The following is a 15,969-nucleotide window of genomic DNA, read 5'->3' as shown; positions in this document are numbered from 1 at the left end:
CGCCAGGGGTACCCGGTCGCGCCGACGTTACGGCGCACGTCCGCACGGAACCACCGCTCGTTATAACGGATCACCCGAAATCCCCGTCGCGCCACCAATCCTTGGCACCGCCCGGCCCGCCGTCTAGAGTCCAAGGTCACTGACTGACTGTCGGTCACCTACTAGGGCCGGGACCGCGGTGAGGCGAGGGCGGCGGCGATCGCGTGCAGCGCCAGGCCCTGGCCCCACGGCTGGGGCAGGTCGTCACGGATCACCGAGTAGCCGAACGGGACGAGCTGGAGGACGGTGCCGGCGCTGGTACGGGCCAGCGTGCCGTCCGGTTCGACGTAGGCCAGGGCGCCGCGCACCGCCCGCCAGCCGGCGGCGGTGACCTCGGGCGGCAGGTCGGGTACGACGGCGGCGGCGCGCAGCATCGCGGCCCCGATTCCGGCCGCCGCCGAGGTCTCCAGCAGGCCGGCGACCTCGGGGTGGTCGTCGACCAGGACGCTCCACACCCCGTGCGCCGGCTGGCGGGCGGCCAGCGCGGTGAGCTGGCGGCGCAGGCTGTCGCGGACGGACGCCACCTGGGCGGACAGCGGGTTGGCCAGTTCGGCGCCGGGGGCGGTGGCCAGCTCCAGGAACTCCACGGCGGCCAGCGCGGTCCAGGCGTTGGCCCGGCCCCAGAAGCAGCGGATCACTTCGCCTCGGTGCGAGCCGTGGGCGTACAGGCCGGTCGCGGGGTCCTGGAGCACGGCGGCGTGACCGACGAGCTGGTCGGCGAACTCGCGCAGCAGGGTCGGGTCGGCGGCGCGCACGCCAGCGTGGCCGAGGAAGACGCCGGCCATGAACACGGTGTCCGCCCAGATGCCGCCGGGCCAGTGTTCCAGGGTGCCGGCGGCGTCTCGGGTCGCGGCGCCCGGCCGGTGCACCCAGCCGGCCAGCTCGGCCAGCAGCGGGCTCAGCTCTGGGGCGGGGGCCATGGCCAGCGCGGCACCCGGCGCGAGGTGGTTCACGTGGGCCACCGTGACGCCTGTGGCGGCGTGTGCGCGCAGCCAGTCCAGCACGTCCGGCGGGAACGGCCGCCCCAACGCGCTGGCCAGCCGGATCAGGCCGAGCAGGCACACCCCTTCGCCCCAGAACCAGTGGGGCAGCCCCAGCTCCCAGGTACGGGCGGCCACCCGGTCGCCCATCTCGGCCAGGGCTTCCCGCGTCGGCCAGGTCTCCGGGAGCGGCGGGCGCGGTGGCGCGGCGAGGCGGGCGTTGGCCAGGTCCTCACCGGTCATCGAGCGCACCCGAGCGCGGTTCGAGGCGGCGGCCGGCGGCGAGGTCCAGCACCAGGCGGTGCCCGGCCCAGGCCGCCTCCAGGCGGGCGGCGCCGGCCTCGGCGTGGACGGCGGGGTTGTCCAGGTGCGGCGGGTGCTCGGGGCGGCCGTCGGCGTCCAGCCCGGCCGGCACACCGTCGACCAAGAACGGGCCGGTCCAGGCCAGCTCGAGCCGGCGCCCGTCCGGGGTGGTCAGGGCGGTGGCGGGCGCGAACTCCGGGTCGGTGAGACCGGCGACGAACTCCGCGAACGGTCCGTGGTCCGCGCGCCGCCCGACCAGCGCGGCGTAGCCGCTCCCGGCGCCGTTCGGCGTCCAGGCCTGCATCGCCTCGTCGCCGGACGCGACCGCCGTGAACCCGCCCGCCGCGGCCACCGCGACATACCCGTCGCCGACCCGCCCGGCCAGCCACGGCCCGCGCCGGATCACCTCGTCCATCAGCGTGGACGGGAACCACAAGTGGGTGTCGGCGGCGTCCGGATACACCACGAGCAGCGCGTCGCGGTCCTGCCGCACCCGGGGCAGCACCCGCTGGCCGGCCCAGGCGTTCGGCCGGGCGGACGGGCTGGTGGTGTCGGCGGCGGGCAGGGTGGCGAACACCTGCACCTCCGCGCCCAGCGTGGCGCCCCAGACGTGCTCCTGCAGCCCGGGAAGGCCCGGCCGGTAGTCCTGCACGCTGGACAGCATGGCGTCCGGCGTGCGCCAGATTCGCAGGTCCGAGCCGTACGGGCGGTCCAGCAGGTCATGCGCGAACCGGTACTCGCCCCGGTAGACCTGCCGCCCGTACCACCGCTCGCCCGGTTCGACAGCGACCGCACGCACCACCGGCGGGAGCCGGTAGCGCCGGGCCAGTGCGAGCGCGGTGGCCGGCAGCACCGCGGCATTCAACGCGCCGGTCCCCCACAGCAACCACATGATCGGCGCGGTCTCCTCGAACCGGGACGAGCGCAGCGTCGGCACGTACGAGCGCCCGTGCGCCGCGCCGTGCACCCCGCGCCAGGAGTTCGCGGCCAGCGTCAGCAGCACCTTGTCCAACAGCGCCTCGGCCATCGCGCGCACCTCGACGTCGGCCGCCAGCTCCACCAGCGACACCAGCGCCAGCGAGTCGATCGCCAGGTAGGCGTTGGAGTCGAACTCGCTGAACCCGCCCGTCAGCTTGCGCCGCATCCACTCCACGGCGAGCGCGCGCCCGTGCTCGGCATGCCGTGCCCCGGACCAGCCGGTGTTGGTGAACACCGCGTCGCCGAACGCCTCGCCGGCCAGCAGCTCGGCGGTGTGCCAGACCAGCTGGTGGTTCTCGGTGAAGTAGCACATCGCGTCCAGCCCGGGCTGGTCGATCCAGTACTTGAAGCCGAGCAGCGCCGCGCCCACCCGCTCCCGCTCCCCGGCCGGCCACCGCTGCGGCGGCACCCGGTGCAGCAGGTGCAGCACCCCGACCGCCTCGAAGTCCGCGCAGTCCGCCCGCGACCCGACCATGCCCAGCGGCGCCGCCAGATCGCGCGCGTCAACGGCGGCCCCGTCCAGCTCGTAGCGCGCCAGCGCCCGCGCCGCGCCCGGGCGTGACGAGGCGACGTGCCGCAGCAGCTCGTCCCGCCACACCGCCGGGTCGTCACCGACCGGCTCGCCCCGCCGCCGCGCCGGCAGCACCGCCACCCGCAGCGTCCGCCGCACGGGGCAACGCGGGTCGTCCACCCCGACGCTCAGCGCGGTCTCGCCGGTCTCCAACATCGACGCCGTGTCGTCCCCGCCCGCCGGGGACGCGCGCAGCGGCACGGCAGCGCCACCGTCGACCAGCCGCACCCGATGCGTCGGCCCGCCGGGCACCGACACCGCAAGCGCCGCCCCGACCGGCCCGGTCAGGCACACCGCGGCCTCGTCCGAAGCCCACGACCGCACCGCCACCCGCTCCAGCACCTGCTCGGCGATCGCGGCGGCGTACTCATCGGCCCCCGGGCTGGGCAGCACCACCCGCACCGGCGGCCCCTCGACGCGGACGGCCGCCACGTGCCGGCACTCCCGGAACGCCACCTGCCAGGTCGCAACCAGCACCGGCGTGGCCCCCGAACCCAGCCGCACCCGCACGCTGTGCCGCACCGGCTCCATATAGGACACCTCGTCGCGGACGGCCACCATCTCCCCGCCGACCCACACCGCGAACGGCCCCGTGCACGCCACCTCCAACGTGCGCCACTCCGCCTGGTCCACCTCCAGCACGGTGGCCGCCACCGCATGCCGGTACTCCGGCGTGTGGCAGAACCGGCTCCAGTCCACCAGCCCGTCCGCGCCGGTATGCACCCGTTCCCAGGTCCCGGTGTCGACCCGCCCGCCGCCCGGCGCCGTCCAGGAGAACGAACCACCCTCCACCGCGACCGGCAACGGCTGGTCGAGCACCAGTGGACGCCGCCGGTACAGCCGACGCTTGAGCGGCGCCACGTCCGGGCCGTTCGTGAGCACCCACCGCCCGTGCTCCCCCCACGGGCTGCCGGAGGCGTCCAACACCGCGTCCAGGTCGTCACACGCCGCCGACCACGCCGGCCCGGCCAGCCAGTCCCGCACGCACCCGCCCGGGTCCAGCCCGTGCACCGTCCGCCCGGTCACCTCAGCCCCGTCCGGGCGATGCCGGCGACGATCTGCCGCTGCAGCACCAGGAAGATCAGCACCACCGGCACGATGGACAGCACCGACATGGCCAGCACCAGGTTGAACGGCACCACCAACTGCCCGGAGAACCGCGCCAGCGCCACCGGCAGCGTGTACGTGGACTCGTCCTGCGCGACGATCAACGGCCACAGGAAGTCGTTCCACCGCCAGATCACCGAGAAGATCGCCACCACCGCCAGCGCCGGCCGGCACAGCGGCAGGATGATCCGCCAGAAGATGTGGAACTCCCCGGCGCCGTCGATCCGGGCCGCCTCGATCAGCTCGTCGGGCAGCCCGAGCATGTACTGGCGCAGCAGGAACACCCCCGTCGGCGTCGCCGCCGCCGGAATGATCATCCCCCACAGCGAGTTGACCAGGCCCAGCGAGGACACCACCTGGAACACCGGCAGGAAGATCACCTGCAGCGGGATCATGATGGTGGCCAGGCTGATCAGGAACAGCGTGTCCCGGCCCCGGAAGTTGTACTTGGCCAGCGCGAACGCGGCCATCGAGTTCACCGCCAGGGTCAGCGCGGTGGCCACCACCGTGACGAACGCGCTGTTCAGGAAGTAGCCGCCGAAGTTGAACGCGGTCAGCGCCTCGGTGTAGTTCGCCGTCGTCGGCGCCTGGGGCAACACCGTGGGCGGGCGCCGGGCCAGCTCGGTCGGCGTCTTGAACGACGACAGCGCCGCCCACACGATCGGGGCCAGCATGACCAGCGCGCCGGCGGTGAGCGCGGTGGCCCGCGCGACGTCGGCGGTGGACGGCACGCGCCCGGTCGTCGACGTCCAGCCGCGCATCAGACCGCCTCCCGCCGGCGCCCGAGCAGGTAGTTGCCGACCGTCACCCCGAACACGACCAGGAAGAACACCACGCCCGCCGCGCTGGCCAGCCCGTATCGGATGGGCGAGCGGAACGAGGACTCGTAGATGAACTGGACGATCAACGTGGTGGCCCCGAGCGGGCCACCGCCGGTGAGCGTGTAGATGTAGTCGAACGCCTGGAAGCCGTGGATGGTCGCCAGGATCACCACCACCAGCGTGCTCGGCCGCAGCAGCGGCAGGGTCACCAGCCTCACCTGTTGCCATCGGGAGGCGCCGTCGATCCTGGCCGCCTCGTACAGCGCCGGGTCGATGCCGGACAGCCCCGCCAGCAGGATCAGCGCGTAGAACCCCAGCTGCAGCCACAGCCCGACGCCAACGATCACCGCCATCGCCAGCCCACCGCTCAGCAACCATCCCGGCCGCCCCAGCCCGAGCCCGTCGAGCACCGTGTTGAGCAGCCCGTTCTGCCGCTCCAGCGCCAGGCCCCAGACCAGCCCCGCGACCACCGGGGAGACCACGAAGGGCACCAGGTACGCGGCCCGCAGCACCCCCTTGCCGCGCACCTGGGCGTGCAGCATCAGCGCGAGCACCGTGGCCGCCACCGTCGTGACCACCACCGACGACACGACGAACACCGCGGTCTGCCCCGCCACCCGCCAGAACTGCTCGGAGCTGACCAGCTCGGTGTAGTTCGCGGTGCCCACCGGCCGGAACGTGCGGCCGTTGGAGCTGTCGTACAGGCTCATGTTGAACCCGTTGATCGCCGGCCAGATGGTGAACGCCCCGAACAGGACCATGTTGGGCAGCACGAACAGGTACGGCGCCAGCCGCCGCCCGGTCACGAGCCGGACTTGGCGACCATCTCGGCCACCCCGGACTTGATGTTGCGGACCGTGGTGGCGGTGTCCTGCCGGCCGGCGACCAGCGCGGCGAACTGCGGCACCACCACCAGCTTGGCCGCCGGGCTGAACGCGGGCGCGCCGTTCGTCGCGTACGTCTCGGCCGGCGTCTTGTTGATCTCGGCGAGGAAGACGCCCATGTCCTCGGCCCGCTGGGGGTAGTCGACCCCGGACGCGACCAGGTCCTTGCGGGTGGGCAGCCAGTACGCCTGCTCGTCCAGGGCCTTCTGGGCGTCGGCGCGGTTCATCCAGTCCACGAAGTAGGCGCCGAGCGCGGGGTTCGGCGCCCCGGAGAACGCGACCATGTACTTGCCGCCGGGGAACCCGCCGCAGCGCGCCGCGCAGGCGTTCGGCGCGGCGGCCCAGCGGAAGGTGGCGGTCTTGGCGAACTGCCCGACCTGCCAGTTGCCGGACAGGTACACCGGCGCCTGCTGGGCCAGGAACTGGTCGTTGGCGCCCTTGTAGCGGCTGCCCGACTCCAGCCAGAAGTCCTTGAGCAGCCCGCCGGAGCCGGCCAGCGCGTTGAGGGTGTCCAGCGCCTGGCCGGCCTTGGCCGGGTCCAGCGACTCCCGGTAGTCCGGGCCGATGATCGTCGTGCCGTACGCGCTGAACACCGTGCTGAGCCGGTGCCCCGACTTGTCGATGGCGATCGCGGACTCCATCCGGTTCGCCTTCTGCACGGCGGTGGCGGCGGCGACCATCTGGTCCCAGGTCCACGGGGCGGTTTCGGACGGCAGCGGGACGCCGGCGCGCGCGAACGCGTCGACGTTGACCAGCGGCCCGTTCATGGTCAGGTCGCTGGGGACGGCGAGCATCCGCCCGTCCGAGGTCTGGGACTGGATGGCCACGCCGTCCACGAACTGGTCGGGGTAGCCGGCGCCGAAGTAGCGCTTCATGTCCACCAGCGAGTCGGCGTACGCCCGCCAGGACTCGACCCTGGCCGCCCCGGGCGGTTTGCCGCTGTTGATCCGGGCCTGCAGGGTCTGCTCCAGGTCGGCGAACGGCACGATCTGCAGGTTCACCTTCGCCCCGGTCTGCTGCTCGAACCGGGCGAGCTGGGCGCGGGTGGCCGCCTCGTCCGGGCCGTCGGTGAAGTACACGTAGTCCAGCGTCTGGCCCCGGAAGCTGGCCGGGTCGATCGGGCCGGCCTCTTGTTGCCGTTGCTCGGGCTGGCCGGGGGCGCACCCTGCCAGCCACAGCGCGGCGACGGCGGCGATCACGGCCGCTCGCACCCGACGGTCAGCTCGCATGAGGGCCCCCTCGTCCTCCGGCGATGTGCCGTGCGCTGGCATGGCGTCGAGCCGTGCCGCGACGATACTGTCAGTTGCTCCACGCGGAAGGAACCCTTCCCTCTCCGACGGAACGGGGGTGGCCGGGCTGGTCAGCGTGCGCGACGTGCTGGAACTGCCGTCGGTGGCCGTGGGCGCGCCGACGGTCCTCGCGGGCAGGGCGTCGCTGGACCGGCCGGTGCGGTGGGTGCACGTGTGCGAGCAGCCCGACGTCACCCAGTTCGTGGACGGCGGCGAGCTGATCCTGACCAGCGGCACCGGCGTGCCACCCGACCCGGCGGCCTGGACCGCGCTGGCCCGCTCGATGACCAACCGGGGCGCCGCCGGCCTGATCATCGAGCTGGGCGCCTACCACCAGCGCGTCCCCGCCGAGATGATCGACCATGCGGAGGCGAACGGGCTGCCGGTGGTGACGCTGAGCCGGCCGATCCGGTTCGTGGACGTGACCCGGACGGTGCACGAACGGCTGCTCGGCGGCCACCGTGACCGGCTGCGCCAGCGGGTGGACGACCACCAGACGTTCAGCGACCTGGCGCTGGCCGGCGCCGGGCCGGAGACGATCGTGGGCCGGGTGGCCGCGATCCTGGGCTGCCCGGTCGTGCTGGAGGACCTCGCGCACCAGGTGCTGGCGTGCGACCCGGCCGGGCGGCCGCTGCCGCCGCTGCTGCGCGACTGGGAGCAGCGCTCGCGGGCGGTGCTCGGCGGGCGGCGGCTGGAGCATGATCGGGAACGTGGGTGGCTGCTCGCGACCGTGGGCGAGCGCGACGACGTGTGGGGACGGCTGGTGGTCGTGCTCGGGGCGGACAGCGACACGGCGCGGGCGCGCAGCGTCGCCGAGCTGGCGGTGAACACGCTGGTGCTGCGGCGGCTGATCGACGGCAACCGGGAGACCGTCGGCCAGCAGGCGCAGCGCACGCTGGTCGAGGACATCCTGCGCCAGTCCCCCGGCGAGCATGAGGCGCTGGCCAGCCGGGCGCGGGCGATGGGCGTCGAGCTGGGCACCCAGCGGCTGGTGTGCGCGATCGTCCAGATCGCCGGGACCGACGATCACGCCCAGGTCGCCGTTGTCGAGCGGGCGGTGCGGCGTCCCGAGGGGTTGTCCGGGCTGGTCGCCGCGGCCGGGCCGGGGGTTGTCGTGGCGGTGCTGGCGGTGGGCGCGGACTCCGGCGTGGACGGACCGCTCGGCGAGATGGCGCGCGAGGTGCACTCCGTGCTGGACGCCACCATCGGCGTCGGCTCCGTGGTGCGCGGCATCAGCGAGGTCGAACGCTCGTACCTGCAGGCCCAGGACGCGGTCGCGGCGGCAACCTGGTCGCACCGCGCGCGCCCGTACTACACCCTGGCCGACACCCACCTGCACGGCCTGCTGCACCTGCTGCGCGAGGAGCCGCGACTACAGGCCTACGTCGAACGCGAGCTGGGCGAGCTGCTGCGCCACGACCAGCGCCACGGCACCGACCTGGTGGCCGTCCTGCGCGCCTTCCTGGAACACCGGGGCAACAAGTCCACCACCGCGACCGCCCTGTCCATGAGCCGCCCCGCACTCTACGAACGCCTACGCCGCATCGAACGAATCCTGTCGATCGACCTGGACGACCCAAACCTCGCCCTCGCCCTACACGTAGCCCTCTACGCCCTGGACTGCATCCGCCGGAGCTGAACCCTGCCACCCCCCGTTTACAGGGTGTAAGCAAGTTCGGCTGATAGCTACGGGTTTGGCTCTTGTTGCGTCCACGGGGACCGGGAAATGATTTCTTCTCATGAGCGCAGCCAGCGAAGGCTTGGTCATTTCGACGTTCTCCGATGATGTCGCCACCGTGACGCTCAACCGGCCCGCGAAACTCAACGCGGTGATTCCCGAGCTGGTGGACGAGCTGTGCACCGCCCTCGAAGGGGCGATCCGGAAGGGGGTCGGAGCGCTGGTCCTGGCCGGGGCGGGGCGCTCGTTCTGTTCCGGGCACGATCTCGAAGCGAATTCTCCGGGCGAGGATCTCGGGCAACTTCGCGACGAGCTGGAGCGCATTCAGGATGTCACCAGGTTGGTACGGGCGGCGCCTTTTCCGGTGATTGCCAAGGTGCACGGCTATGCGCTGGGAGCTGGGTGCGAGTTCGCGTTGTGCAGCGACCTGGTGGTGGCCGCGCGGGACGCGGAGTTCGGGTTCCCGGAGGTCGGTGTCGGGCTGAGCATCACCGGCGGCATCTCGCGGCTGCTGCCGGCGGCGGTGGGGTTGGTGACGGCCAAGGAGCTGGTGCTGCTCGGCGAGCGGTTCACCGCCCAGCGCGCCAAGGAGCTGGGGCTGGTCAACCTGGTGGTGGAGCGCGACGAGCTGGACGACGCCACCCACCGGTGGGCGACGGCGCTGGCGGCGCGGCCCCGGCTGGCGATGCGGCTGGCCAAGGTGGCGTTGGACAACGGCGTCGGCGAGCTGGACGCCGCGTTCGAGACCGAGATCGGCCACGCCATGGTCACCCAGGTGTCGCCGGGCGCGCGGGAGGCGGCGGCCGGGTTCGCCGGGCGGGACCGGGGTTGACCGTGATCACCGCCGAACACCTGCTCACCGACCTGGGCACGCTGACCGCGCACGCGGCCCGGACCTGGCCGGACGGCGTCGCGCTGCGGTTCGACCCCGGCGGCGAGTCGCTGACCTTCCGCGAGCTGGACCGGCGGTCGAACGCAGTGGCCGGCCACCTCGCGCGCCGGGGAGTGCGCGGCCGGGACAGGGTGGCCGTGATGCTGCCCAACCGGCCTGAGTTCGTCCTGTCCTGGCTGGCCGTGTGCAAGCTCGGCGCGACGATGGTGCCGGTCAACGCCTACTCGAAGCCGTTCGAGCTGCGCTACCTGCTGGAGGACTCCGGCGCCGTGGCGGTGGTCACCGAAAGCACCCACCTGCCAGTGGTGAACGAGGCGTCCGGCCACGCCACAGTGATCGTCTGCGACGGCGAGGACCGGGACGCGTTCCAGCACGAGGAGGACGCCGGGTTCGCCCCCGTCCCGACCGAGCGCGCGGCGAACATCCAGTACACCTCGGGCACCACCGGCCGGCCCAAGGGCTGCGTGCTCTCCCACGGCTACTGGCTGCGGATCGCCCGGCACCTGGTCGCCGACGAGCCGCACCTGGGGCCGGACGACACGGTGCTGACCGCCCAGCCGCTGTACTACCTCGACCCGATGTGGAACGTCAGCACCGCGCTGATGTCCGGCGCCACCCTGGTCGTCGCGGACAGGTTCCACCCGAGCACGTTCTGGCGCACCGTCCGCGAGCACGGCGTGACGTTCTTCTACTGCCTGGGCGCGATGCCCACGCTGCTGCTCAAGACCCCGCCGGACCCAGCCGACCGGGACCACCGGGTGCGCGCGGTCTACTGCTCGGCGATCCCGACCGAGCTGCACGCCGAGCTGGAGCGGCGCTGGGGCGTGCCGTGGTCGGAGATGTTCGGCATGACCGAGACCGGGCTGGACATCCGGGTGCGCGCCGCCGAGCACGACGAGCTGGTCGGCACCGGCTGCATCGGGCGGCCGGTCGCGGACCGGGAGGCCAGGGTGGTCGACGCGGACGGTGAGGTGGCGGCGCGCGGCGAGGTCGGCGAGCTGCAGCTGCGCGGCACCGGGATGATGGACGGCTATTACGGCAAGGACGAGGCCACCTCGGCCGCGCACCACGGCTCCTGGCTGCGCACCGGCGACCTGGTGCGGATGGACGAGACGGGCCGGATCTACTACGTCGGCCGGGCCAAGGACATGATCCGCCGCAGCGGGGAGAACATCTCCGCCGCCGAGGTCGAGCACGTCATCAGCCTGCACCCCGGGGTGGCCATGGCCGCCTGCGTTGCCGTCCCGGACCCGATCCGCCAGGAGGAGGTCAAGGCGTACGTGGTGCTGCGCGACGCCGCCGAATACCAGTCCGTCCCGCCCGACGAGCTGGCCGAGTTCTGCGGCCGGCACCTGGCGTACTTCAAGGTCCCGCGCTACTGGACCTACCGCGACGACCTGCCGCGCACGCCGTCGGAACGGGTGGCCAAACGCAAGCTCGACGACGAGCCCGCCACCCCCACCTACGACCGCGTCGAACAGACCTGGAGCCAGTGACCCCGCGACGAGGGAGACAACGATGCCGCCCGCAATGACAGTGACCGGCCCCGTCGAGGCCGGTGCTCTCGGACACGTGCTCCCACACGAGCACGTGTTCATCAACCTGCTCGCCGAGTACCGCGCCGAGGGCCTGCTCAACGACGCGACCCGGATGGCCGAGGAGCTCGCCCTGTTCCGCCAGGTCGGCGGCGCCACGCTGATCGAGCTGACCCCCGCCGAGCTGACCGCCGGCGCCGCGCCCGACCCACTGGGCCTGTACCGCAAGATCCCGAACCCGACCCCCGGTCCGCCCGCCTCGCGCGCCGCCGCGACCGTCCACGAACTGCGCGCGCTGTCCGCCGAGTCCGGCGTCAACATCGTCATGGGCACCGGCCACTACCGCGACCCCTACCTGGACAAGAACTGGTTCGACCAGACCTCGGTGGACGAGATCGCCGAGGGCATCGTCCGCGACCTGACCGACGGCGTGGCCGGCACCGGCGTCCGCGCCGGCATCATCGGCGAGATCGGCGCGGACCGCTGGTACGTCTCGGCGGCCGAGGAGCGCTCCTTCCGGGCCGCCGCCCGCGCGCACAACCGCACCGGCGTCCCGATCACCACCCACGCCGCGCGCTGGCCGGTCGGCACCGCGCAGCTGGACATCCTGGCGTCCGAGGGTGTCGACCCGCGCCGGGTGATCATCGGCCACTGCGACGGGGTGAACATTCCCGAGTACCACCGCGACCTGGCCCGGCGCGGCGCGTTCGTGCAGTTCGACCTGATCAGGGGCGCGGACGAGTGGGAGACCGCGTCCCGGGTGAACCTGGTGACCGGCATGGTCCGCGACGGGCTGATCGACCACGTGCTGCTCTCGCACGACGTGTGCACCGTCAAGCAGCTCAAGACGGCCGGCGGGTGGGGCTACACCTTCATCCGCACCCAATTCGCCGAGCTGCTGGTCGAGGCCGGCCTGGAGCGCGACGAGATCGAGCACATCATCGTCGACAACCCGCGCCGCGCGCTCACCGGAGGCTGACCCCCGTGAACCGATCACTGCTGCTCGGGTTCACCCCGTACGCCGTGCTCGTCGTCGGCATCCCGTTCGCCAACAGCACCCGCGTCGTACTGGGTATGCCGATGCTGCTGCTGTGGATCACGGTCTGCGTGGCGGCGACGCCGGTATTCCTCTGGCTGGCCGCCCGCTCGCTCCCGGACGACGAGAAGTAGACGACGATGCCGATCTCCGCAACCGTCGCACTCGTCATCGTCTTCCTGGCCACCGGCATCGGCCTGCTCGCCCGTGGCCGGCAGAAGATGAGCCTGGACCAGTGGAGCGTGGCCGGCCGCAACCTCGGCTGGATGCTGCTCTGGGTGCTCATGGCCGGCGAGGCGCTGACCACCGCCACCTTCCTCGGCGCGCCCGGCCAGGCCTACGCGCAGGGCGCGCCTTCGCTGTTCATCATGTGCTACACGGTGCTTGCCTACATCGTGTCGTTCTTCCTGCTCCCGCCGCTGTGGCGGTACGCGAAACGGCACGGGCTGGTCACCCAGGGCGACTACTTCGCGCACCGGTTCGACAGCCCCCGCCTCGGCGCGTTCGTGGCGGTGGTCGGGGTGGTGTTCGTGGTGCCGTACACCGTGATCCAACTGGTCGGCATGGGCAGCATCGCCAGCACGATCACCAATGGTGCACTGTCGAAGAGCACGTGCATCGTGATCGGGTTCGTCTGCGTGACCGGTTTCGTGTTCGTCGCCGGCATCCGCTCCACCGCGTGGACGGCGGTGCTCAAGGACATCCTGATCGTGTTCGCGGTGATCATCGTCGGGATCGTGCTGCCGCTGCGCTACTTCGGCTCGTTCTCCAACCTGCTCGACGCGGTGAACGCCGCGCACCCCGGCCACCTGGCGCTGCCCGGCTCCACCCACGACCTGAACGTGCCGTGGTTCCTGTCCACGGTCCTGCTGGCCAGCGTGGGCTTCTACATGTACCCGCACCTGTTCATGGCCGGCCTGTCCGCCCGCAACGAGCAGAGCATCCGCCGCAACGCCATGGTGCTGCCGATCTACCTGCTGGTGGTGGCGCTGCCGTTCTACGCGGGGTTGACCGCCCTAATGGTGGTGCCCGGGTTGTCCGGCGCGGACACCAACACCGCACTGCTCACCCTGGTGGTGCACAGCGTGCCCGGCTGGCTGGCCGGGGTGATCGCGGGCGCCGGCGCGCTGGCCGCGATGGTGCCGGCCAGCGCGCTCGTGCTCGGCGCGGCGACGCTGCTGTCCCGCAACATCTACCAGGGCCTGCTGCGCCCGGACGCCAGCCGGGACACGGTCCTGCGGGTGTCGCGGCTGCTGGTGCTGGCGGTGATGGCGGTGGCCCTGGTGTTCAGCCTGACCACCACGGCGCTGCTCAACCAGATCCTGGTCAACGCCTACTCCGGCATCACCCAGCTGTTCCCCGGCGTGCTGTTGTCGCTGGTCTGGCGCCGCGTCAGCAAGCAGGGCGTCACGGCGGGCATCGTCGTCGGCCTGGTCGTGGCGTTCGGCCTGATCCTGACCGGCCACGACCCGTTCCTGGGCATCAACGCCGGGCTCGTCGGGCTGCTGGCGAACGCGGCGGTCACCGTCGCGGTGAGCCTGCGGACGCCCGCGCCGGTCAGCGCCGCTCGACTGCCACCCGCAGGCCGAACGCGATGAGCACCACGCCGGTGGTCCGCTCCAGCCACGCCTTGACCCTCGGCGCGGTGAGCACGCCGCGCGCGCCGTGCACGAGCCGGATGTAGGCGGCGAACCAGACCAGGCCGATCAGCACGTGGATAGCGGTCAGGGTGAGGGTCTGGGCCAGGACCGGGCGGTCGCGGTCGACGAACTGGGGCATGAACGTCAGGAAGAACACCGCTGGCTTGGGGTTGAGCACGGTGGTGACCAGGCCCTGGAGGAAGGCGCGGCGGGGCAGGACGGTGGGCAGGTTCGGCAGGTCCGCCGGCGGGCGGCGGCTGGCGCGCAGGGTCTGGATGCCCAGGTAGATCAGGTACGCGGCGCCGGCGAGCTTGACGATCGTGTACGCGGTCGCGGACACCAGCAGCAGCGCGGACAGCCCGGCGGCCAGCGCGGCGCCGTGCACGAGCAGCCCGGACAGGCTGCCGAACGCCGTGCGGAACGCCAACGCCGTGCCACCGACCAGCACCTGCCGGGTCAGCAGCGCCATGTCCGCGCCGGGGATGACGGTGATCAGGACGGACGCGAGCAGGAACGGCAGCAGCAGTTCGGGCGGTGGGAGCACGCCCCATCGTCGCAGATCACACCGGCAGGCGGCGCGCCGTTTCGAGGGCGAGGTCGAGCAGTTGCGGGCGCGCCCGGGAGGTGGTCCAGCGGCGTTCGTCCCAGGCCTGGCCGCTGACGTCGTCGCCGGCGTAGAGCAGCTGCGCGAACCGGATCCTCCGGAACGCGGCCACCGCGATGAACGCGGCCGCCTCCATCTCGACGGTGACGCAGCCCTCGGCGCGGCGGGCCTTGATCTTCTCGACGGTCTCGCGGTACGGGGCGTCGGTCGTCCAGGTGGTGCCGACGGTGCGGGGGATCTCGTGACGGTCGAGCACGTCGACGACGGTGGCGACGGCCTCGGCGTCGGCCCGGATCAGGCGTGACGGCGGCGCGTAGTGGAACGAGGTGCCCTCGTCGCGGACCGCGGCGTCGGGGACGACGATGTGGCCCAGCGCCAGCTCGGGCGCGACCGCCCCGGCGCCGCCGCAGGCCACCACCGCGCGGGCGCCGGCCGCGATCGCCCGCTCCAGGTGCAGCACCGCGAGCGGCGCCCCCACCCCGGGGTGCAGCACCGCGAGCGGCGTCTCGTCGTGGTGTACGAGGTAGATCTCGTGTCGGCCCAGCTCGCGGGAGAACGAGCCGATGCGGCGCGCGCCGTGACTCGCGGCCAGCCCGGCCACGACCTCGGGGAAGAAGCACATCACGACGCGCGGCGGCAGCGGCTCGGTCAGCGCGGGCGTGCCGGGGTCGATCAGCGCGGGGCTGTCGGCGTCGAACTCGGCCAGCGGCAGGTCTGCGGGGTTCACGCCTCCGAGCGTGTCAGCCGTCCCCGTGCCGTTCCGGCGCCGGGTCGGCCGCGCCCAGCGGGGAGAGCTGGCGGCCGTCGGCGTCGAAGTTGTCCGGGTGCAGCCAGCGCGCGAACCGCTCGCGCAGCCGGGGCCACTCGTCGTCGATCATGGAGTACCAGGCGGTGTCGCGGTTGCGGCCCTTCACCACCACGGCCTGGCGGAAGATGCCCTCGAAGCTGTAGCCCAGGCGCTGCGCGGCGGCGCGGGACGGGGCGTTGAGCGCGTCGCACTTCCACTCGTACCGCCGGTAGCCGAGCTCGTCGAACACGTAGCTGGCCAGCAGGAACTGCGCCTCGGTGGCGGCGCGGCGGCGTTGCAGCAGCGGTGAGTAGTGCACGTGGCCGACCTCGATCACGCCCATCGCGGGCTCGATCCGCAGCAGGCTCAGCACGCCGACGGGGCCGGGCCGCTCGTTCGGGTCGGTGCTGATGACCGTGTAGAACAGCGGGTCCGTCCCGGCGGCGGCCGGCTCGGCCCAGGCGCGGTACTCGTCGAGCGTGCCGAACGGCCCGTACGCCAGGTACGTCCAGCTCTCGCCCCGGGTGTCGAGCCGGTCGGCGGCGTACAGCTCGCTCGCGTGCCGGTCGGGGTCCAGCCGCTCCAGCCGGCAGTACCTGCCCTTGAGCACCTCGGCATCCGGCCGCGGTCGGGGCGTCCACCCCGGTACCGGCTCCCCGATCGGCTGTCCCAGTTCGTTCGTCCGCACCCACCGATCGTCGCCCGCCGAGGTGGCCGCCCCCAAGGTCCAATCCCCGTCACGTCCGCAAGGCCACTTCCGCCCGCCCCACCGTGATCATCAGGCCACCAGGGTTGTTATAGCGGGCCGAAAACAACCGTGGTGAC

14 protein-coding genes are annotated in these 15,969 nt (G+C 72.7%); 6 read left to right on the top strand and 8 right to left on the bottom strand.

Annotation, left to right across the window (positions count from 1 at the left end; all coding sequences use genetic code 11):
* Positions 1–161 precede the first annotated feature (161 nt).
* The 5 genes from N912_RS0136780 to N912_RS57000 are packed head-to-tail and all read right to left on the bottom strand — an operon-like array spanning position 162 to position 6,912.
* A complete protein-coding gene (locus N912_RS0136780) occupies positions 162–1,262 on the bottom strand; it encodes a glycoside hydrolase family 88 protein (RefSeq protein ID WP_028926350.1) in 1,101 nt (366 codons plus the stop codon).
* The gene (locus tag N912_RS0136775; RefSeq protein WP_028926349.1) at positions 1,252–3,897 is read right to left on the bottom strand and encodes a hypothetical protein; all 2,646 of its coding nucleotides are present in this window, start codon (positions 3,895–3,897) and stop codon (positions 1,252–1,254) included. Before N912_RS0136775 ends, N912_RS0136780 begins: the two co-directional genes overlap by 11 nt.
* Entirely contained in the window at positions 3,894–4,739 is an 846-nt protein-coding gene (locus tag N912_RS0136770) for a carbohydrate ABC transporter permease (RefSeq protein ID WP_051581318.1), read from the bottom strand. Before N912_RS0136770 ends, N912_RS0136775 begins: the two co-directional genes overlap by 4 nt.
* Positions 4,739–5,605 (bottom strand): carbohydrate ABC transporter permease, encoded by an 867-nt coding sequence (locus tag N912_RS57005; RefSeq protein ID WP_037068429.1) that lies wholly within the window; start codon positions 5,603–5,605, stop codon positions 4,739–4,741. Before N912_RS57005 ends, N912_RS0136770 begins: the two co-directional genes overlap by 1 nt.
* Positions 5,602–6,912, bottom strand: coding sequence for an ABC transporter substrate-binding protein (locus tag N912_RS57000; protein ID WP_064745497.1), 1,311 nt, complete (start codon positions 6,910–6,912; stop codon positions 5,602–5,604). Before N912_RS57000 ends, N912_RS57005 begins: the two co-directional genes overlap by 4 nt.
* 118 nt (positions 6,913–7,030) lie before the next feature.
* Between N912_RS57000 and N912_RS0136755 the strand changes: the two genes are divergently transcribed.
* The 6 genes from N912_RS0136755 (at position 7,031) to N912_RS0136730 (ending at position 13,711) form a co-directional block, all read left to right on the top strand.
* Positions 7,031–8,611 carry a PucR family transcriptional regulator gene (locus N912_RS0136755; RefSeq protein WP_028926347.1) on the top strand — a complete coding sequence of 527 codons (1,581 nt, stop codon included), beginning with the start codon at positions 7,031–7,033 and terminating at the stop codon, positions 8,609–8,611.
* A 100-nt stretch (positions 8,612–8,711) separates the two neighbouring features.
* Positions 8,712–9,482: an enoyl-CoA hydratase/isomerase family protein gene (locus N912_RS0136750; RefSeq protein WP_051581316.1), complete on the top strand. Its 771-nt coding sequence runs from the start codon at positions 8,712–8,714 to the stop codon at positions 9,480–9,482.
* 2 nt (positions 9,483–9,484) lie between these two features.
* Positions 9,485–11,038, top strand: a complete 1,554-nt coding sequence (locus N912_RS0136745; RefSeq protein ID WP_245645693.1) for an AMP-binding protein — start codon at positions 9,485–9,487, stop codon at positions 11,036–11,038.
* A 22-nt stretch (positions 11,039–11,060) separates the two neighbouring features.
* The gene (locus N912_RS0136740; RefSeq protein WP_084211526.1) at positions 11,061–12,056 is read left to right on the top strand and encodes a phosphotriesterase family protein; all 996 of its coding nucleotides are present in this window, start codon (positions 11,061–11,063) and stop codon (positions 12,054–12,056) included.
* A gap of 5 nt (positions 12,057–12,061) precedes the next feature.
* Entirely contained in the window at positions 12,062–12,247 is a 186-nt protein-coding gene (locus N912_RS64730) for a DUF3311 domain-containing protein (protein WP_037068425.1), read from the top strand.
* Positions 12,248–12,253: 6 nt separating this feature from the next.
* Entirely contained in the window at positions 12,254–13,711 is a 1,458-nt protein-coding gene (locus N912_RS0136730; protein WP_028926343.1) for a sodium:solute symporter family protein, read from the top strand.
* Here N912_RS0136730 and N912_RS0136725 read toward each other — a convergent pair.
* The 3 genes from N912_RS0136725 to N912_RS56990 are packed head-to-tail and all read right to left on the bottom strand — an operon-like array spanning position 13,671 to position 15,832.
* Positions 13,671–14,297: a LysE family translocator gene (locus tag N912_RS0136725; RefSeq protein WP_028926342.1), complete on the bottom strand. Its 627-nt coding sequence runs from the start codon at positions 14,295–14,297 to the stop codon at positions 13,671–13,673. The genes N912_RS0136730 and N912_RS0136725 overlap by 41 nt on opposite strands.
* A 16-nt stretch (positions 14,298–14,313) precedes the next feature.
* Positions 14,314–15,084, bottom strand: a complete 771-nt coding sequence (locus N912_RS0136720; protein ID WP_028926341.1) for a nucleoside phosphorylase — start codon at positions 15,082–15,084, stop codon at positions 14,314–14,316.
* A 13-nt stretch (positions 15,085–15,097) separates the two neighbouring features.
* Positions 15,098–15,832 (bottom strand): GNAT family N-acetyltransferase, encoded by a 735-nt coding sequence (locus tag N912_RS56990; protein ID WP_037068423.1) that lies wholly within the window; start codon positions 15,830–15,832, stop codon positions 15,098–15,100.
* Positions 15,833–15,969 lie beyond the last annotated feature (137 nt).

It is taken from the genome of Actinospineispora acaciae DSM 45401, assembly GCF_000620785.1.
GTDB classification, from domain to species: domain Bacteria; phylum Actinomycetota; class Actinomycetes; order Mycobacteriales; family Pseudonocardiaceae; genus Pseudonocardia; species Pseudonocardia acaciae.
Note: the sequence above shows the minus strand (reverse complement) of the source record. Positions and strands in the feature narration are given on the sequence as shown.